20 protein-coding genes, 1 tRNA gene and 1 other RNA gene are annotated in these 19501 nt (G+C 26.7%); 3 read left to right on the top strand and 19 right to left on the bottom strand.

The features are described from left to right. Positions 1-56: 56 nt before the first annotated feature. Entirely contained in the window at positions 57-581 is a 525-nt protein-coding gene (locus tag I2A75_RS04590) for a DUF3592 domain-containing protein (RefSeq protein ID WP_308463904.1), read from the top strand. A gap of 84 nt (positions 582-665) precedes the next feature. Here I2A75_RS04590 and I2A75_RS04585 read toward each other — a convergent pair. The 6 genes from I2A75_RS04585 to I2A75_RS04560 form a co-directional block, all read right to left on the bottom strand. Continuing rightward, a tRNA-Leu gene (locus I2A75_RS04585) sits at positions 666-751 on the bottom strand. A gap of 235 nt (positions 752-986) precedes the next feature. Then, on the bottom strand, positions 987-1178 hold the full coding sequence (locus tag I2A75_RS04580; protein ID WP_347707753.1) for an alpha-glucosidase C-terminal domain-containing protein: 192 nt from the start codon (positions 1176-1178) through the stop codon (positions 987-989). Positions 1179-1393: 215 nt separating this feature from the next. Next, entirely contained in the window at positions 1394-3547 is a 2154-nt protein-coding gene (locus I2A75_RS04575) for a YhgE/Pip domain-containing protein (RefSeq protein ID WP_195263294.1), read from the bottom strand. Positions 3548-3766: 219 nt separating this feature from the next. Beyond that, on the bottom strand, positions 3767-4906 hold the full coding sequence (locus I2A75_RS04570; protein ID WP_195263293.1) for a glycosyl hydrolase family 8: 1140 nt from the start codon (positions 4904-4906) through the stop codon (positions 3767-3769). Between the two features lie 32 nt (positions 4907-4938). Beyond that, the gene (locus I2A75_RS04565) at positions 4939-5721 is read right to left on the bottom strand and encodes a potassium channel family protein (RefSeq protein WP_195263292.1); all 783 of its coding nucleotides are present in this window, start codon (positions 5719-5721) and stop codon (positions 4939-4941) included. Positions 5722-5921: 200 nt separating this feature from the next. Further along, a complete protein-coding gene (locus I2A75_RS04560) occupies positions 5922-6965 on the bottom strand; it encodes an aldose epimerase family protein (RefSeq protein ID WP_195263291.1) in 1044 nt (347 codons plus the stop codon). A gap of 621 nt (positions 6966-7586) precedes the next feature. Between I2A75_RS04560 and I2A75_RS04555 the strand changes: the two genes are divergently transcribed. After that, positions 7587-7988, top strand: a complete 402-nt coding sequence (locus I2A75_RS04555) for a bacteriohemerythrin (RefSeq protein WP_195263290.1) — start codon at positions 7587-7589, stop codon at positions 7986-7988. Positions 7989-8039: 51 nt separating this feature from the next. Here the strand turns inward: I2A75_RS04555 and I2A75_RS04550 are convergent, their stop codons facing one another. From I2A75_RS04550 to I2A75_RS04490, 13 genes are all read right to left on the bottom strand, one after another. Further along, the gene (locus I2A75_RS04550) at positions 8040-8378 is read right to left on the bottom strand and encodes a DUF1653 domain-containing protein (RefSeq protein ID WP_195263289.1); all 339 of its coding nucleotides are present in this window, start codon (positions 8376-8378) and stop codon (positions 8040-8042) included. A 10-nt stretch (positions 8379-8388) separates the two neighbouring features. Beyond that, positions 8389-9432 carry an NADH:flavin oxidoreductase/NADH oxidase gene (locus I2A75_RS04545; protein ID WP_195263288.1) on the bottom strand — a complete coding sequence of 348 codons (1044 nt, stop codon included), beginning with the start codon at positions 9430-9432 and terminating at the stop codon, positions 8389-8391. Positions 9433-9595: 163 nt separating this feature from the next. Next, a complete protein-coding gene (locus I2A75_RS04540; protein ID WP_195263287.1) occupies positions 9596-9964 on the bottom strand; it encodes a phage holin family protein in 369 nt (122 codons plus the stop codon). Positions 9965-10190: 226 nt separating this feature from the next. Next, positions 10191-10487: a hypothetical protein gene (locus I2A75_RS04535; RefSeq protein WP_195263286.1), complete on the bottom strand. Its 297-nt coding sequence runs from the start codon at positions 10485-10487 to the stop codon at positions 10191-10193. Positions 10488-10856: 369 nt separating this feature from the next. After that, positions 10857-11063, bottom strand: a complete 207-nt coding sequence (locus I2A75_RS04530; protein ID WP_195263285.1) for a hypothetical protein — start codon at positions 11061-11063, stop codon at positions 10857-10859. A gap of 261 nt (positions 11064-11324) precedes the next feature. Continuing rightward, entirely contained in the window at positions 11325-11726 is a 402-nt protein-coding gene (locus I2A75_RS04525; RefSeq protein WP_195263284.1) for a DUF1259 domain-containing protein, read from the bottom strand. A gap of 145 nt (positions 11727-11871) precedes the next feature. Continuing rightward, an RNA gene (gene rnpB / locus I2A75_RS04520) (RNase P RNA component class A) lies at positions 11872-12214 on the bottom strand. A gap of 54 nt (positions 12215-12268) precedes the next feature. Next, a complete protein-coding gene (locus I2A75_RS04515) occupies positions 12269-12517 on the bottom strand; it encodes a hypothetical protein (RefSeq protein WP_195263283.1) in 249 nt (82 codons plus the stop codon). Positions 12518-12590: 73 nt separating this feature from the next. Further along, positions 12591-13382 (bottom strand): Nif3-like dinuclear metal center hexameric protein, encoded by a 792-nt coding sequence (locus tag I2A75_RS04510; protein WP_195263282.1) that lies wholly within the window; start codon positions 13380-13382, stop codon positions 12591-12593. Positions 13383-13393: 11 nt separating this feature from the next. Then, entirely contained in the window at positions 13394-14086 is a 693-nt protein-coding gene (locus tag I2A75_RS04505; protein ID WP_195263281.1) for a class I SAM-dependent methyltransferase, read from the bottom strand. A 41-nt stretch (positions 14087-14127) separates the two neighbouring features. Continuing rightward, positions 14128-15240 (bottom strand): RNA polymerase sigma factor RpoD, encoded by a 1113-nt coding sequence (gene rpoD, locus I2A75_RS04500; protein ID WP_195263280.1) that lies wholly within the window; start codon positions 15238-15240, stop codon positions 14128-14130. 30 nt (positions 15241-15270) lie between these two features. Continuing rightward, complete coding sequence (dnaG, locus tag I2A75_RS04495) at positions 15271-17049, bottom strand: DNA primase (RefSeq protein ID WP_195263279.1); 1779 nt, start codon at positions 17047-17049, stop codon at positions 15271-15273. A gap of 176 nt (positions 17050-17225) precedes the next feature. Further along, positions 17226-18254 (bottom strand): deoxyguanosinetriphosphate triphosphohydrolase, encoded by a 1029-nt coding sequence (locus tag I2A75_RS04490; protein ID WP_195263278.1) that lies wholly within the window; start codon positions 18252-18254, stop codon positions 17226-17228. Positions 18255-18419: 165 nt separating this feature from the next. Here I2A75_RS04490 and I2A75_RS04485 point away from each other — a divergent pair, with 165 nt between their 5' ends. After that, complete coding sequence (locus I2A75_RS04485; protein ID WP_195263277.1) at positions 18420-19481, top strand: CotS family spore coat protein; 1062 nt, start codon at positions 18420-18422, stop codon at positions 19479-19481. Positions 19482-19501: the final 20 nt, after the last annotated feature.

Genomic DNA, 19501 nt, shown 5'->3' with positions numbered 1-19501 from the left:
AGGATAAAATTTTATGATTATCTGTTAAATTTATTATAGAAAGGTAGGGAGAATTTATAAAAATAAACATTTTATTTTTTATAATGTTTTTTATTGATGGGTTAGTTTTTTTATTGTTAGCACTAATTTTTAAGAATAGAGATACAAATATTCTTAAAAGATGTACTCAAGTTGCGAAAGGAAAAGTTGTTAAATATACATTATGGAGTAATAATGGAGTATATTTTCCTATTGTTGAATACATTGTAAATAATATAACCTATAATCAACGTTTAAGATATAGCTTCGTTATTAGCAAATCATCATCTTTTAAAAATGTGAATTCAGAGGTTGAAAATAACATTTCAGATACTAATTTAGTTATTAGTAAAAATGTTCACACTTCTACAAATGTATTAAAAGATAAATTTCCAATAGGAACTGAATTAGATGTTTACTATAATCCAAGCAATCCAAAAGAAAGTTATGTATTAAGATTTCTAAAAAGTCCTTGTATAAAAATATTTTTAATAGTAAGTATATTATTTATTGTCTTGTCATTTATTGGTTTAGTGTTTTTACCAACTGCTTTAATAAAGTAATACTAGTACAGAAAATAAAAAACTAGACGATAACGTCTAGTTTTTTATTAATCTCGAATAGAAAGTTCGAGCTTCCTATAAATCTGGTGCAGATGGCGGGACTTGAACCCGCACGAGGAATTCCCCGTCACCCCCTCAAGATGATGCGTCTGCCATTCCGCCACATCTGCATAATAATTACTTTACTTAAATACTATCAATTATAAATATAGTAAAGATAAATGTAGAATATTTACTACAACTTATATAGTCTATTTTAATTTATCTAATACAACTTTTCAATCATTTATTAAATTATTTAACTTATAAAATCCTTATATAAAAAATATAACAACCATGTATAAGAAAGATTAATATACTTTTTCATACATGGTTGTTCATTTATAAATATGTTTAAAACAACACTTATTTATTTAAAGAAACCACTATGCATCCATAAGGTGCTAAAAATATCTTATCTTCAACAATTTTATTCTCGTCTGAATTATTTAACATTACAGTAGTTTTTATATTTTCTATCTCCTTTAAAGATGCCATAGTCTTTTCTCCATAAAAATTACATGCAACTAAGATTTTCTCACCTTCATACTCTCTAATATAAGCCAGTATCTTTGAATGGTCCTCTAATACAGGGAGAAAACTTCCTTCAGATATTATTTCATTATTCTTTCTTAAATCTATTAAAGATTTATAATAATTTTATATCAAATCACTTCTAAAATTATTAATTGATATGTTCTACTAAACTCTAATAGAAATATAAGGAATTCAGATATTCTGAATTCCTTATATTTCTTTATTATTACTAATTATTAATGACCTACTAATCCACTTTCATTTAATTTTTCAATAAACTTTTTACTTATCTTATTTATAGGTCCCTTTAGGAATAATCCTATTATTACAGATATTACTCCATAAATAACTATCATAGTTATATCTCTAGTTAAATTTGACCTTACAATTCCTGCTACAGACTCCCTCATAGCTGAAATTGAATATGTAAATGGTAAAAATGGATTTACCTTTTTGAAAAAGCTAGGCATAACTTCAACTGGGAAAGTTCCTCCTGCTCCAGCAACTTGAATAACTAATAGTATAACTGCTATTGCCTTACCTACATTTCCAAATATAGAAACTAGAGTATAAACTATTAATATAAATACTAAGCTACTTAAAATACTTATTCCTATAAATAACCACTTATTTAACACATAACATTTTAACAAATATATATCTCCTAAGCTTAATATTAAAGATTGGCATATTCCTATAAATGCAAAAGTTAAAAACTTTCCAAAATATTTTTCGTAAGGTTTAAAATTTATTTCTTCATTAAATCCATGCGGATTTGTTGTTAATAAAGAAACTAAAATTAAGGCCCCCACCCATAAAGCAAGTGTTGAGTAAAACGGAGACATTGCAGAACCATAATTAGGAATAGAAAATAATATTTCTTCTTTTATTTCTACTGGACTACCTAAAAAATCACTTATCGCTTGCCAATCATTCTTCATTAAACTTAATATTTTATTTATTTCTTCTTCATTATTTATAGAAGACAATTTTGAAGATATATTAGCTAAACTTGATTTTATAGTTGGCATTTCTTCTTTTAGCTTTCCTATATCTTCTCTTCCTACTTTAAGTCCTTTATCTAACTTTTCTAATAAACTTGCTATATCAGGAATAGAAGTAGTAGCTTCTCCAACTAGTTTAATACTGTTATCAGCAATTGTATTCATTTGATCAATTGCTTTATTAATAGCAGGAATATATTGTGAATCATAATTATTTAAAATATTAGAAATTATATTTTTATTGCTTGTCACTAAATCCTTAATTTGCTGAAGTTTATTTTTATCAATCGGGTTATTGTTACCTACTGAGTTTTGAATTTCACCTATAATACTATTAATTGATTGCAATTTTGAGCTTGCTAAATTTAAATCATTTATCACAGCTTTTAAGTTATCATTAAATTTTGATAACGGCTCTAAAACCTTTATTATATTACTAATCTTATCGCTAACCTCTGTAATATGTAGACTCACATTATCAAGTCTCCTTATTATAGCATCCTTATCAATATTAATATTCATAAGACCATCAATACCAGCTTCTATTCCACTTAACGCATTATTTATAAATTCCAGATCTTCTTTTATTACTGGTGCAACTTCTTTTAAACCTTCTTTAGACTTTTCTAATGCATTTTTAGTGTCAGCTAATAAATCATTACTAGTCTTTAATGTATCTTGTAGCAAAGGCAAAGTATCCTTTACTTTATTAACTAAATCATCAGCTTTAGCACTGCCATCATAAGCTTGATTTATTATATTTTCTATTTCTGGCATTCTGCTATTAATATTTATTACACCATTTATTAGCTTTAATATTTTATCTCTTGATCCTTCAAGACTAACCCCAGCTTCATTTAATATTTTAAAGATAGTTCCATCTACAGTTTCAATTATATTACTATCAACTTGAGATTTAATTGTAGTTATACCTTTATCAGTTATCTTAGGTGCGATAGCATTACTTTTTTGATTTACCTTATATATTAAAGTAGGCCTTTTAATCTCTTTACTAATTATAGATAATGTTTCTTCTGTAAAGTTTTCAGGTATTATTATCGTTGCATAATACTTTCCTTTTTCTACGCCTTGATTCCCCTCTTCTTCGCTAACAAAATTCCATCCAAGACTACCATTTTCTTTAAGTTTATTTACTAATTCATCTCCTACATTTAAATTTTTTTCCTGAAGACTACCACCTTTATCTTTATTTACTATAGCTACTTTTATTCCTCCTGTATTTCCATAAGGATCCCAACTAGCTCTAATATTAAACCATGCATATAAAGATGGTAATATCATAAGTCCAACAATAATTATTAATGCAACCCAATTAGTTGCTATGCTTTTTATATCTCTTGAAAATATTCTAAATATGTTCTTCATTTGTAATCCTCCAATAATGTTATCTGCAACCAGTACTATTTTTCTCATTTTGCATTTAAATTATTATATAAGTACAAATAAAGATTTTTTATTTTGCTAAAATTTCTTTAGAAAATAAAAATTTCTCTAGACAATAATATATTAATAAAGTTATCTTCTTAATAAATAATATGAAAATTAAATAATATTATGGATTTATAATTAAAATTTTTTTACTTTTTATTTATTAAATTTTCTTCTAAATGCTAATAAAGCATTTAAATTATCATAAGAATAAACATCTTCTGTTTGTTCATTACCAAATGCTCCATATATATTACTTTTTTCATTTATTACTTGAAAATTTTTCATTTTGTTAATTGCCATATCATAAAGTTCTTCATCATTTATAACTTTTGCTATTTGCGCTATATTTGCATAAATTGATGTAGATTCTATTCTGCTTTCATCCATAGTATTTACATTATAAGATGTTGATATATAACCAATATACTTCAATCTTTCTTTAATCCAAGCAACACTTTTACTTATATCTTCATTAGCCTCAGCCTTATTAAGAATAACTAAAATTGATAGTAAAGTATCGATATTTTCTTCATTATCAAAACTTTCTACATTACCATCATAGTACTTTCTATATAGAGGTAATTTATCGCTTATATATCCCTCATTTATAATCTGAATTGATTTATTGTACACATCATTCCATTTATCATCAAATAAAGAAAATAACTTTAATGCATATAAATCTAAATAGCATAGTGTAGTTACATTACTTTTCCCATATCCATCATGAAAATCTATTAATCTATTTTCTTGAATTAAATTTTTATAAATTCCATTTGATATTTTTATTCCATAATATCTATATTTTAAATTGTCAAACTCCTCTGCTCCAATTATTAATGCTCTTGCTATTCTTAAATCATCTATAGTTGCAGATACTTCTGAACTTTTATTATTTTCTATTCTCCAACTAATAAGTCCATTTTTTAAAAACATATTTTCCTTTATGTATTTAAATGAATCATAAAACTCATCTTTATTATTTTTATATAAATAATAATTTAATATAAGTCCTTGAGATTCAGATAAAATATCATGGCCTTTAGTTAAATCTCCTTCTGTAGAAATATTATTATAATTAGTGTATATACCACCTAATTCACTCATTAACTTTTTGCTTATAAACTCATTTAATATATTTTCTTCTTTACTTACTTCTTCTCTTGATATAACTGAGTTTATTTCAATATTTTTTATATATTTAAATAAATATATATAACTTAAATAGATGCAGATTGTTACAAATAGTAATATTACTGCTACTATACTAATTAATTTGTTAGTTTTTTTCATATATCTTTTTCTCCTTATAAATGTTATTCTAATTAGTTCTTTTTATCTGATTTTAAAGTCTTTAATGTTTTATATATATTATCAAGTTCAGAGTCAGATAAAGAATCTAGGTTATCTATTTTGTATTTAATAAAATCTATAGTTTCAGTCTTAAAATCTTTTTTTCTCTTCTTTTTTCCATCATTATTTATTATATAGGCAGCTATGGTACTTGTCGTTACCCCTATAAACCCAATTCCAAAAACCATTAAAAAAATTGCAACTACTCTACCTAAATTGGTTGTAAGCAAAACATCCCCATATCCAACAGTTGTAAATGTAACAAAGCTCCACCAAATAGCATCAGCAAAACTCATATTTTCTAATAAGGAAATAATTACAGCTGCCAGTACTATTATAATAGTTGTTAGAATTAACATATGATTAAACTTATTTAATCTTATAGATTCCCTTATTTTATTTTTAAACTTAATTATTAGAATTATCAACATTATAACTTTTAATAACTTTAATAATAATTTTAAGTCTATGGCTCCTCCTATATTTAAAGCATAAATAAATTTACCTACTCCAATAATAGGTATTATAGAAATTAAATCTATGAAATTATTAACTATAAACTTAGTCTTATTCATAGATAAAACTAATCTTAATACATAATCTATAAAAAATATACAGCAAATTATTAAATTTATATAATAAAAGGTTTCTATTACACTAATTGGAAGCTTATACATAAGATCTAATATTATCATTATTGCACTCATTAGCGATAGTAAACCAATAAATATATCATAAGCTAATCTCTTTTGCATATAAATACCTCTCCCACAGTTATATACTTATATTTTATATAGTAACTTTAGAAAAAATGATATTTAACAAAAATATAACTAAAAAAATTAAGTAAACCACTATAGATTAAATTATTTTTTTCTTAATACCAAATATTTCTCTTTATAAAAAAAGACAATACTTTAATAGTACTGCCTTTTATCTTATTATATATTACAGTTTATATAATAGAGAATTTATATATTGTTTCTTTATTATATTCTTCACCTTTTCTTAAAATAGAGTATTTAGCAAAAGTATTATCTTCTCCTATAGGTGGACATTGAGTTTCTATAGCCAATGCACCTCTTCTACCTGGCTTTTTCCCACAATCTAAAAGCTCATTGTCAGGGAAGTTAAGTGAATATAGCACTACACTATTTTGATTTGTATAAACGTCCATTTGTCTACCAGATGCTTTATGATATAATCTAAGCTTTATATCATCTCCTCCATTTAAAACCCATGGATGATCGTATCCTTGTCCAATTTCAAGTTGATAATCATCATCTTCTATATCTCTTCCTATTGTCTTAGGGTTTGTAAAGTCAAATGGAGTTCCTTCAATATTTATAATTTCTCCAGTTGGAACTGAATTTTTATTAAGCTCAATTAAGAAATCACTATCTATATATAAATAATGACTTAGTATATCTTCCTTGCAATTTCCACTTAAATTAAAATAGCTGTGATTTGTTAAATTAACTAGCGTATCTGCATCACTTTTTGCTTTATATGATATTTTAAATTCATTATTTTCTGTAATAGTATATCTTACAGTTAAATTTAAATTTCCTGGATACCCTTCTTCACCAGATGGACTTAAGTAATAAAGTTCAACATATGCTTCATTTTCATTTGCATATGTTTCAATTTCAAAAAACTTCTTACTAAATCCTATATTTCCTCCATGCCCTTGATTTACTCCATAATTTTTATTAAAGTATAAAACGTTGTCATTTAGATGAACTTTTCCATTTGCTATTCTTCCAGCAGTCCTACCTATTAAAGCTCCATAATATGAAGGATTTTCCTCATACTTATTTAAATCTTGATATTTTAAAACTACATTTTCTATTACTCCATTTTTATCTGGCACCAATAAATCAGTTAATATCGCTCCATAATTCAATACATTTATGCCAAATCCTTTTGAGTTCCTTAGATTATAGCTTTCAACAGCTCTTCCATTAAATTCTCCAATTGATACCTTTAAAATTTCCATAGTTTCACTCCTAAAACTTAAACTTTTTAAATATTTTATTAAACTATATTCGATTTCTTACTCTTCATCTTTAATACTAAATTTGAAGGATTTATAATTTATTTCTATACCTAATTTTATTACCATATCCATAATATATACCCATAAAATAGAAGAGTCAATTAGTTAATTAATTTTTCAGTAAAGTTACTATATTCTCTTATTACTTTTTACTTCTTTCATAATAATTTAATTATCTACTATAGATATATTTTCTATATAGTAAATTATTACTATATTTTATATTATGTATATCAAATCCATATTTTAAATTAAATTATATAAAAATTTATTATATATTACTAATTTATCCTAATTTATAACTTCTTTGTTATGTTCTTCTTTTATCATTGTGTATTTAATTTGCACATATTATAATAAATTTGTAAATTATTTAAGCTATACTAATATTATAAACTTTTACTAAACATTTAGTATACACTTAAATGATTAACATAAAAAATAAAATATATGTTTCAATTTTGCACACTATTTAAATGCTATAATTTTTTATAATTTAAAATTAAACTTTATATCATTTTAAAATTGAATCATATATATTATACTGGGGGGTATAATAATATGGGATCTTGGTCCGAAAATTTTTCTGTAAACATAGAGGTTATCGATAGTCAACATAAAGAATTATTCGATATCCTTGATAATTGCTATGAACTATTACTTAAGAATCATGACGATGATAAATATGATAAGATAATAGCAATTTTAGAGCAACTAAAAGATTATACTATTTATCATTTTAAAACTGAGGAAGAATTTATGCTAAAAAATGGGTATTCCAAATTTTTATCTCATAAATTTGCTCATGATTCATTTATAGAACAAATTAATTCTTTTGATATTTATTCAATAGATATCGCTCAAAAACAGTATATTAATAATATACTAGATGTTGTTTCTAACTGGATAAAAGTACATATACTAGAGACAGATAAAAATATACATAAATATTTGAGTTTGTAACAAAAAATAGCTGATAGTAATCTTATTACAAGTACTATCAGCTATTTTTAATTAATATCTAAATAATTCAAATCTATACTCTTGATCTACATTTGGATATTTTTTTCTATCTACTTCACTTAAAAACATTTCAATAGGTCTTGCATATATTCCCTTATCATCATAAAGTGCTTTATATAATACCAATTCTTTTGAGTAATTTTCTAAGTGAAAATATAAATTTCCTTTTTTATAAATATCTATCGTTGAATTTAATTCGGTATGAAAAGCTTGAAGTATCTCACTATCATTAAGAATATTTTTATCTTCTTGAATATTACTAATTCCCATAACGGCATAATAATTATTTTTAAAATGCTTATAAATAGCTGGATATTTTAAATCTCTCATATCATTCTCCTTATTTATTTTGAATGCTTCTTGGAAAGCCTAACTCATATTGTTTAGGTAAATCAGTTTTCTTATTTAGTTTAACTGCTGCTTGCAATGCCCAATATGGATTTCTAAACATAGCTCTTCCAACTGCTACAAGATCTGCTTCTTCATTACCTATTACAGCATTTGCAAGATCTGGCTCGTCTAACTTTCCAACTGCAATTACTTCTGCGTTTAACGCTTCTTTTATGGCTCTTGCATATGGAACTTGATAAGCTGCATGAGTACCTGGTCTTCCTGCTGCTGCTATTGGACCTTCTCCACCTGCACTTATATGGAACATATCTGCTCCTGCTTTTTGATATGCTCTTGCAAGTTCTATTCCTGTTTCTATTCCATATCCACCTTCAACATACTCTCTTCCTGAAATACGCATTATTAGAGGCATGTTTTCTGGCATTTCACTTTTAGCTGCTTTTATAACTTCTGAACCAAACTTTGTTAAATCTTTTCCATATTCATCATTTCTTTTATTTGTTAATGGAGAATGGAATTGATGTATTAAGTACCCATGTGCTCCATGAATTTCTATAGCATCAAATCCAGCTTTAACAGCACGTCTAACAGCTAGTCTAAACTTTTCTACCATTTCCTTTACTTCCTCTGTAGATAATTCCCTTGGAGTTTTACAAGTATCATCAAATGGTATTGGTGAAGGTGCTACAGGGATTTCAGCATCTTCTGCTTTTCTTCCAGCATGAGCAATTTGAACTGCAACCTTTGCTCCGTATTTATGACATTCATCTATAATTCTCTTTAATGGTTCTATTTGCTCATCGCACCATAATCCTAAATCATAATCTGTAATACGTCCATCTGGTTCAACATCTGTCATTTCTACTATTATTAAACCAGTTCCACCTATTGCTCTGCTTACATAATGCATATAATGCCATTCTGTTGCTATTCCATCTTTCTTTTCAACTGAGTATTGACACATTGGTGGCATAACTATTCTATTTTTTAATTCTAAACCCATTATCTTATAGGGTGTAAATAAATCCTTCATCTCTAATCACCTTTCTTTATAAGTTTAATCTATATTTAGTATAAGAAATATACTTTTACAAATCAAGTACGCACTTTTAAGTTAGTATACTTCTAAAGTAATAGAACTCTCACTTAGAGAGTTCTATTACTTTAGAATTTTATAATAATTAAACTAATTAAATCTACATAACTCTTGATGGGAATATAGCATCTAATACTCCTATTACTACTGCAGCTATTAACGCTCCAATTATTGATACTCTCATATTTGGTACCAAAAATTGTGCTAAATATAAAATCACAGCTGCAATTACAAACCCTTTTACTCCTTTTCCAAATGGAGATGCATCTACACCCATAAATGCCTCTACTAAATAATCTAACACAGTTATAACAACTGCTGCTAATAAATAAGACCATAATCCATGAATACTAAATCCAGGAGTTAAAAATGATGTTATTCCTAAAATAACTGCTACTAATATTAATCTTCCAATCCATCCCAAGATGCTACTATTATTCTTTTCTTTTACATTATTATTTTGTCCCATAATAATTCCTCCTTCGTAAGATTTTATTAGTTATTTATAGTATTAACTAAATTAAAAAAATTATTTCTTAAATAAAAAACTTAAAATCTAATTTTAATATAAATTTATTAATATATATTTTTATTATTTAAATACACTTAATATAATAATTAAATTTGTTACTATATTTAATTCTAGATACTACTCCAAAAAAATTATTAAACTTCATATTATTCCTTATATAAAACTAGCTTCCATTTTTATTTATCTTTACTGTTCCTATAGTAACTAAAAGATCGTGTATAAAATTTGATCCTCTGCTTATTAATATTCCAGTCAGTATTATTCCCAGATATGGTATACTTGACTTTATAGTTAAAAGCTCTAACAAGTCTAATTTAGTTGAAAAAGTTATTACTAAAGCTATACAAAGCGCTCCTATTTTATCTATGGATAATTTACCATTTTGCCATATCATTTTTAAAGTTTCCCAAACACTTTCTGCTAATAAAGAAACAAAAATTAATATTATCAAATTTTCCATATTAAACTCACCTCTTTTTATATTCTTTAACTTATTTAATATTGCGAGTTATATTCTAATATTAGGTACCCTTCCTTTATAATTTATATATATTATTTAATACTATTTAAATGCACTTTTTATAACCATAATTTATTATTATTAAAACTAAAATTTCTTAATTTATTAAAGTTCTAATTGACATAAAACTTGTCTTTGATTTATTATCTATATCAAGTAGTTAATTATTTTCCAGGTAGATTTTTTTCATACTGCTTTCTACCTGGTATTCTAAGATACTTAAAGTTCAACTAAAAATAGCACCTAGGATATCAATCCTAAGTGCTATTTATTTTTATCAAGTCAAAATTAAATTTATATGCTAAATATTCACTTTTTCAACTGTCTATTTAAAAGAAAAATATTTTCTATTTCATTACCATTCTCATCATAATATTTCACATTTGCTCCTGCTATGTATCCTACTGTATCTCTATCAAGTACACTGCCTTGAATTTTTAATAATATATCTTCATTCATAGGCAAATCCACTTCTTTTGTTTCATTATCCCTATCACATACAATCTTTACTTTCACAAATATCATTCTCCTTTACATATCTCGTGTACAATTTTAATATGCTTAAACAAAAAACTAATATATTTCTAATAACGATAAATATTATGCTAGTAAAAATATACTCATTAATACTCTTAAGCGAATTAACACTTATCCTAATATAGCCTATGTAATTTGATATTTTTTTAATAAAAAAATATTATTTTTCTCTATTATTTTTATTAAAAATGAGATATCTAAAAATATAGATATCTCATAAAAATTGTTTAAACTATTATACTATCTCCTTAATACCTTTAAAGCTTCTGCAACCTTTCTAGCAAAATCCAATGGTCTATCTATTGATTCAAAATGAATATACATAAGTCTAGGATTATCAAATAGCCAATGATTATGCAATGCAGTTACTAGTATTCCTCTCGCTCTTAACGCAGATATAAAATCATTTATTTCACTTTGAAGTATAACTGTTTCTCCTAAATTAAGAGTTCTACCATTATTATCTGGAGACTCAAAAGAAAATAATGCTGACAAAGCTAATGGTGATCGTGTTCTTCTTCCTAATATTTCTGCTCTTATATTTCTCATAAATGTTACTGTACAGACATTATTATCTTTACTTAAAATATTAGCACCAAGTATCCTAGCAAATTCATTACAAGTTCTACAAAAATTCATCATAAGTTTCCCTCCATAATTAGATAAACTCCTTAATAACTAGAAGGATTCATCTATATAAACATAATATGATATTATGCTTATATTTGTTAAACATTATGGTGCATAAAAAAAGAAAAACACTAGACATCAACCTAGTGTTTTTCATGTTACGAGATAAGCCGTAAGCGGAGTTCTGTATTAAGCAATCATCTATCTAGGCTTATTGTTGCCAATAAGCTCAAGCGGTACACCCGGAAACGGAGCGGGCAACTCCTAATTGTTTCCCTATTCGACCTTGCTCCAGGTGGGGTTTACATAGCCATCATGTCACCATGATGCTGGTGAGCTCTTACCTCGCCTTTCCACCCTTACCTAAAAATTTAGGCGGTATCTCTCTGTTGCACTTTCCTTCAAGTCGCCTTGACTGGACGTTATCCAGCACCCTGCCCTATGGAGCTCCGACTTTCCTCTCCTAGATCTAGTCTAGCAGCGATTGCATGTCTTACTCGCGAAGATTATCTTAACATAATTTAATTAATAATGCAAATGATATTTTTTACAATTTACACAAATTGTAGTATTAATACTAACATAATTAATATAACCCAAGAGTAAAATCCTATTCCAGAAAGTAATAAAGTTAATAATATAAGTATGAATATACATAACCTAGCGCCTGGATTTACGCAGTTTTTAAAAAAGACTCCACCCTTTCCAATATTTTTACCTATACCATCACATATATCTTTAAAACCATCTTGAAATACTTTTGTCCATGATTTGTTTTTCTTTTTATAATATGATTTACTCATAGTTCATCTCCCAATAATATTCTTATTATTAATATTATGCTTAACCTCAAAATTTTGTGTATAAAAAAAGACCTTACACAAATGTGTAAGGATCTTCACTTTTAGTAGATATTAATATTTCTAAGTCTTGTAATTTATCTTTTATTTTGTTTATAACTTCTAAGAAAACAATCCATTCAGATGAAAAATGACCTGTATCTATTATAGATACTCCCATTTCTTTATAATCAGATGCATAATGATAAGTTGTGTCACCAGTTATTATGCAATCTGCTCCTTTTTGGTATGCTCTTTCAAAAAAGTCACTGCCACTTCCATTTATAACTGCAATATTTTTTACTTTTTCGCTACCTCTAACAACCTTTAAAGATTTTATGTTTAACTTTTCTTTAATATCTTTAATTAAATCTTCCAATTGAATATAATCTTCTAATCTAATAATTCTTCCTAGACCTTCATTACTATTTCTAGCCCTCTTATTAACCTCTAGAAGTTCTTTAGATTCATACCCTAATATATTTACTATAGTTTCATTCAACCCCTTCTCAGCTGAGTCTAGGTTAGTATGACTAGAATATAAACTGATATCATTTTTAATAAGTTCTATTATTTTTCTACCTATTAAAGTATCAGTAGTTATACTATTAGGTTTTCTAAATATAAGAGGATGATGAGTTATTATTAAATCTATCTTTTTTTCCTTCGCTTCTTCTATAACATCTAAGGTACAATCTAAAGCTAAAAGTATTTTTTCTACCTTCTTTTCTTTATCCCCTACCATTAATCCTACATTATCAAAATCTTCTTTTAATGTTTTAGGAGCAAAATCTTCCATTATCTTAATAATATCTTTAACGTTTTTCATAAGCATCTTCCTTATAGAAAATTAATCATATTAGTAATAACATCTATTTTTTCTTGTATAGATTTTCTTCTTTCACTTGCATTAACAGTACTTTCTGTAATAAAACTAATAATTCTTTTATAGTTTTCAACTTTTGAAATTAAGTATTCCTTCATTAAAGGATGTTTTTGCATTAAAAGTTTTGGACTTACTTCATAATATATTGAATCTAAACTAGTAGCTTCGCCCTCTTTTCGTCTTACCTTAAAAAGTTCATAATATATGTTTTCATCTAAACAAAGATCTTCACTTATTATTTCATAATTATTATTATAAAGATACTCTCTCAACACTTCCGGATTTTGTGCTGGTTGAAGTATTAAGTATTTCATAGAGTCAACTTTTTCAATTTGTGATTCAAGTATATCTCTAATCAAATTCCCACCCATACCTGCAATTACAGTTACTTCAACTTCATCTTTTTCTAATGCTTTAAGCCCATCACCTAGCCTAAACTCTAATTCATCTCCCATGCCTTCTAATATAGCATTTAATCTTGCTTTATCTAAAGGCTCCTTATTTATGTCTACTGCAATTGCTTTACTACAAATTCCATTTTTCAGTGCATATAAAGGAATATATCCATGATCTGTTCCTATATCTGCTAATACTGATGTGTTTTCAATGTGTTTAATTATAAAATTTAATCTTTCGCTTAGTTCCATAATTCTTCTCCTTGCTAAATTAAAATTAGCACCTTTTGGTGCTAATCTAAATAATCCTTTAATTTTTTACTTCTTGAAGGATGTCTTAACTTTCTAAGAGCTTTCGCTTCTATTTGTCTTATTCTTTCTCTTGTTACATTAAACTCTTTACCAACTTCTTCTAGAGTTCTTGCTCTTCCATCATCTAACCCAAATCTCAGTCTTAATACTTTCTCCTCTCTAGGAGTTAAAGTATCTAATACATTTATTAATTGTTCTTTAAGCATTGTAAATGCAGCTGCTTCTGCTGGTGCTAAAGCATCGTCATCTGGTATAAAGTCTCCAAGATGTGAATCTTCTTCCTCACCTATAGGAGTTTCTAGAGATACTGGTTCTTGAGCTATCTTTTGAATTTCTCTTACTTTATCTACTGGTAAATCCATAACCTTTGATATTTCTTCTGGGAATGGATCTCTTCCAAGTTCTTGTAACAATTGTCTTTGAACTCTTATTAGCTTATTTATAGTTTCTACCATATGTACAGGTATTCTAATAGTTCTTGCTTGGTCAGCAATAGCTCTTGTAATTGCCTGTCTTATCCACCATGTAGCATAAGTAGAAAATTTAAAGCCCTTTCTATAATCGAACTTTTCTACTGCTTTTATAAGCCCTAGATTTCCTTCTTGTATAAGGTCCAAAAATAGCATTCCTCTTCCAACATATCTTTTAGCAATACTTACAACAAGTCTTAAATTTGCTTCAGCTAATTTTTTCTTAGCTCTTTGGTCCCCTTGTTCTATTCTATTTGCTAATTCTATTTCTTCTTCAGAAGATAATAAAGGAACTTTTCCAATTTCTTTTAAGTACATTCTTACTGGGTCATCTATTGCAATTCCTTCTGGAATAGTTAAGTCTAAGTCTAATTCTTCTTCAACTTCATCTGCTCCATTAGGCTCACCTATAACTTCAATTCCCATTGATTCTAGCACTTCATAAATTTTTTCTATTTGTTCTGGACTTAAGTCAATATGCTCAACCTCATCCATTATTTCCTTATATGTTAAAGTACCACTTTTCCTTCCTTTATCTAGTAGATTTTTAACTATAGTCATTTTGCTATTTTTGTCCTCATTCTCTTTTTTGCCTTGTTTAGCTTTTGTTTTTTCATCTACCATTTTGTTACCTCCTTCCGTTATTGCCACCTACTACTTTGCACCTCTCTTTAACTGATCATTAACACTTTTTAATTCAATTGCGATTTGTATAGATTCTTCAATTTTCCCCTGTGATTCCAATACTTTTTGCTTGCGTTTTAATTCATTTAGTTTTTGATTCAATTTATAATTATCCAATTGCTTGATAAAATCCTGTATTAATTTTTTATTATCTTTACCTGTTAGTACATGATGTTCTTTTATTTTTACAATTTCTTCGATTGTCTTTACATTTGTACATTTTGATTCTAAAAAAGTAATTATATTATTTATATTTCCCTTTTTAGCTTCTTTAATAATAGAAAAAATCTCCTTATGTTCTGGAAGAATTAACTCATCTTGGCTTATTAATTGACTAATATAATCAAAATACTCCTCGTTTAAACATAATTTCATTAAAGATCTCTCAGCTTTTATAAACGCTGGCTCTAAATATAATTTTGTTCCATTTTCTTCCTTATTATTCATAAAATTATTTTCTTTTATATTTTTTGTCATTTCTTTTGATAATAAATCATATAATGTTTGCTCTCTTATACCTGTATTTTCAGATATTTTTTTAATATAAACATCCTTTTCTATAGAATTAACACTTGCTAATATCTCTGTAACTCTTTTTCCATATTTAATTAAATCGTTACTATCTTTAATGTTAATCCCTTCTTCTGCCTTCTTAAGCCTATAATCAATTAAGCCTTCAGCATTATTTATTAATTTTATAAATGCATCTTTTCCATTACTTCTTACATATTCGTCTGGATCTTTTCCCTGTGGAATACTTAAAACTCTAACGTCAAATCCTGCTTCTTTTAATATATCTAGACCTCTCATAGTTGCTGCTTGCCCTGCTATATCCGCATCATATGAGATTATTACCTTATCTGCATACCGTCTTAATAATCTTGCTTGATTTGTAGTTAAAGCTGTACCTAATGAAGCCACCACATTTGTTATTCCATACTGATGCAAAGTTATTAAGTCCATATATCCTTCGACAATAATGAAATATCTTTCTTGCATCTTGCTTTTTATTGCAAAGTTTAGTCCATAAAGATTAGTTCCTTTTTGAAAGACCAAGGTTTCAGGAGAATTTAAATATTTAGGTTTTGAATCATCTAAAACCCTTCCTCCAAAACCTATTACCTTCCCCCTGTAATCAAATACGGGAAATATAACCCGGTTTCTAAACCTATCATATTTATTGCCTGTTCTCTCAGATGTTGATATTAATCCAGCTTCAAGCAGTAAATCATCTTTAAAACCTAACTTTCTTAAATGAAACAATAAATTATTCCAACTATCCTTTGCAAATCCTAATCCAAATCTTTTTATTGTCTCTTCCTTAATACCCCTATTTAAAAAATATTCCTTTGCTTCTTTTGTTAATCTTAAGTTTGAATAAAAGAACCTTGCTGCTTCAACATTAACTTTATAGAGTAATTCTCTCTTTTTAGCAGCCGGACTTATTCTCCCTTTATCACTTTCTATTGTAATATTAACTCTATCAGCTAAATACTTAACTGCTTCAACAAAAGGCATATTTTTATTTTTCATAACAAAAGTAATTACATTTCCTGATTCTCCACACCCAAAACATTTATATATTTGTTTATCTTGTGATACTGAAAATGAAGGTGATTTTTCATTATGAAATGGACATAGTCCTGAAAAGTTTCTTCCAGATCGCTTTAGTCTAACCGACTCAGATATTACATCTACTATATCATTTTGTTCTTTTACCTTTTCTAGAATCTCTTCAGAAATCTGCAAGGAGATTCACCTCCTTACTAATAATTTTCGTCAACTTATATTCATTTCGACATTTTTTCTCTATTTCCTTCTTTAAAGGAAATTTTTTATGAAAATTTATTAAATCTTCTTTATTTATATTCTTTATCAAATTCAAAATTCCTTTTAAATCTACACTTTTTATTGTACCCATTTATTTAATATATTACTAATTTTGGTACAAATAGAGAGTTAAATTTATTTAAACAATAATCATCACTCATTCCAGCTATATAATCTGCAACTGCTCTTTTTAATCCTTCTTCTTTAGCTATTTCTTTATATATAGTTGGTAATTCATCCACATGAGTATAGTAATAATTTATAATATTTTCTAAAATAAATTTTGCTTTATTTCTCTCTACTTTTAAAATATCCCCTAAGTAAATATTTTTAAACATAAATCTTCTAAGCTCTGTCATAGCCTCCCAAACCTCAGTACTAAATTTTATATCAACTTCATTGTTATTTAACGCCTGTGTAGTATTTTCTATTACGTCTGTAACTAAGGTTTCAATCCTTTGAGAATGAGTTTTACCTAATACCTTTATTACTTCCTTTGGCAATACATCTTCACTTAAAAGTCCAGCCCTTATCGAATCATCGATATCATGATTTAGATATGCTATTTTATCACTTACCTTTACTACTCTTCCTTCTAATGTTTTAGCTTTATTATTTCCATTATCAAGACCACTATGATGTAATATTCCATCTATAACTTCTGTTGTTAAATTTAATCCTAAGCCGTTTTTTTCAAGTTTTTCAACTACTCTAACACTTTGTTCATTGTGTCTGAATCCACCTTCCAAAAACTCATTCAATACTTCTTCACCATTGTGTGCAAATGCTACATGCCCTAAATCATGTCCTAATGATATAGCTTCAATCAAATATTCATTTAAGCCAATTCCACTGCCTATTGTTCTTGCAATTTGAGATACTTCTAATGTATGGGTTAACCTTGTTCTATAATGATCACCAAAAGTCTTTATATAAACCTGAGTCTTGTGTTTCAATCTTCTAAAAGACTTGCTATGAATGATTCTATCTCTATCAACCATAAAGCAGGTTCTTATAGCATCACTTTTTTCATCTCTTTTTCTTCCTAAAGTTGAGGTACTAAAAGTAGCATGAGGAACTAATGTCAACCTTTCGAAATTCTCTATTTTTTCTCTTACATTCATATATCTCACCTCTATATTACATATTCTATATTTTTCTCTTTTTTCCTCTATTTAAACATATTTTATAATAATATATTTAATACCAATTATATTTTCTTTATATCAAGTATATTTTCCTTTTTTTACTAATATCTTAATAATGAATAATTATATAAGGAGATAGTAATGGAAAACCTATTATCAGATTTAAGAGAAGAACTGCTTCCTGTTAATGAAATAAAGAATAATATTTTATCTCATTATAACCTTCAGAAAGCATCTATATTCAGTATTAAATTTAAAGATACAGAAAAACAAAGGGCTGTATATAGAATAGATTTTAATAACAAAAGTTATTGTTTGAAAAAAGTTTATTATAATGAAGCAAATCTTTTATATGTATATTCTGCTATGGAATGGTGCTATAGGAATGGAATCAATGTTCCTAAATTATTACCTACTATTGATGGAAATAGATATGTTAAATATAAAGATATGCTATTTATATTGACACCTTGGCTTAAGGGTGAAAAATGTGATTTTGATAACTTAGACCATGTTTTATTATCATCGAAAACATTAGGCAAACTACATATAGCTTCTAAAAACTTTTCTCCAATAGCTGGCAGTAGCTTAAGAGAAGGTTTTGAAAATTATAACGAAACTATATCAAAACATTTTAACCAACTACTATTAAGCATTAATAATGCTCACAAATACAACGATAGATTTTCAAAAATATTCCTAGAAAATATTAATGAAAACTTAGAACTTGCCAAAATTTCATTTGAAGTATCATCATCAATTATTCCTAATGAACTTTCAAAATCTCTTTGTCATGGAGATTACGTAAATAAAAATATACTAATAGACAACAATAAAATATCTCTTATTGATTTTGATAAGTGTAAAATGGATTATTGTTCTAGAGATATATCATATTTTTTAAGAAGATTATTGAAAAGAGAAAGTACTAATTGGCAAATAAATTTAACTTTAGAAGTTCTTGATAAATATATGGAGGAAAATACTTTAACTAGTTCAGACCTAAAATATATCTTAGCCTATATTGCTTTTCCTCAAAAATTTTGGAAATTATCAAGAGATTATTATAAAAATATAAGGAAATGCAATAAAAATGCTTTTATTCAGCTTCTTGAAAAAGGTTTAGATAGGACAGCTAATCAATTAGAATTTATTTATGAGCTTATGAATTCATTTGAAAAACATTATAATGTAAAATTTTAAAGAGGAGGTTTAACACCTCC

Origin of the sequence: Clostridium sp. 1001275B_160808_H3 (assembly GCF_015550425.1) — a bacterium.
In the GTDB taxonomy this organism is placed as follows: Bacteria; Bacillota; Clostridia; order Clostridiales; family Clostridiaceae; genus Clostridium.
The sequence above is the reverse complement of the archived record's forward strand: the minus strand, read 5'-3'. Positions and strand labels throughout refer to the sequence as shown.

Coding starts and splice junctions, on each gene's coding strand:
- rpoD (WP_195263280.1), bottom strand. CDS start 15,240: ATGGTAGATGAAAAAACAAAAGCTAAACAAGGCAAAAAAGAGAATGAG.
- I2A75_RS04560 (WP_195263291.1), bottom strand. CDS start 6,965: ATGGAAATTTTAAAGGTATCAATTGGAGAATTTAATGGAAGAGCTGTT.
- I2A75_RS04485 (WP_195263277.1), top strand. CDS start 18,420: ATGGAAAACCTATTATCAGATTTAAGAGAAGAACTGCTTCCTGTTAAT.
- I2A75_RS04570 (WP_195263293.1), bottom strand. CDS start 4,906: ATGAAAAAAACTAACAAATTAATTAGTATAGTAGCAGTAATATTACTA.
- I2A75_RS04545 (WP_195263288.1), bottom strand. CDS start 9,432: ATGAAGGATTTATTTACACCCTATAAGATAATGGGTTTAGAATTAAAA.
- I2A75_RS04525 (WP_195263284.1), bottom strand. CDS start 11,726: ATGATGAATTTTTGTAGAACTTGTAATGAATTTGCTAGGATACTTGGT.
- I2A75_RS04535 (WP_195263286.1), bottom strand. CDS start 10,487: ATGGAAAATTTGATAATATTAATTTTTGTTTCTTTATTAGCAGAAAGT.
- I2A75_RS04550 (WP_195263289.1), bottom strand. CDS start 8,378: ATGAGAGATTTAAAATATCCAGCTATTTATAAGCATTTTAAAAATAAT.
- I2A75_RS04540 (WP_195263287.1), bottom strand. CDS start 9,964: ATGGGACAAAATAATAATGTAAAAGAAAAGAATAATAGTAGCATCTTG.
- I2A75_RS04505 (WP_195263281.1), bottom strand. CDS start 14,086: ATGGAACTAAGCGAAAGATTAAATTTTATAATTAAACACATTGAAAAC.
- I2A75_RS04565 (WP_195263292.1), bottom strand. CDS start 5,721: ATGCAAAAGAGATTAGCTTATGATATATTTATTGGTTTACTATCGCTA.
- I2A75_RS04575 (WP_195263294.1), bottom strand. CDS start 3,547: ATGAAGAACATATTTAGAATATTTTCAAGAGATATAAAAAGCATAGCA.
- I2A75_RS04515 (WP_195263283.1), bottom strand. CDS start 12,517: ATGAGTAAATCATATTATAAAAAGAAAAACAAATCATGGACAAAAGTA.
- I2A75_RS04555 (WP_195263290.1), top strand. CDS start 7,587: ATGGGATCTTGGTCCGAAAATTTTTCTGTAAACATAGAGGTTATCGAT.
- I2A75_RS04490 (WP_195263278.1), bottom strand. CDS start 18,254: ATGAATGTAAGAGAAAAAATAGAGAATTTCGAAAGGTTGACATTAGTT.
- I2A75_RS04510 (WP_195263282.1), bottom strand. CDS start 13,382: ATGAAAAACGTTAAAGATATTATTAAGATAATGGAAGATTTTGCTCCT.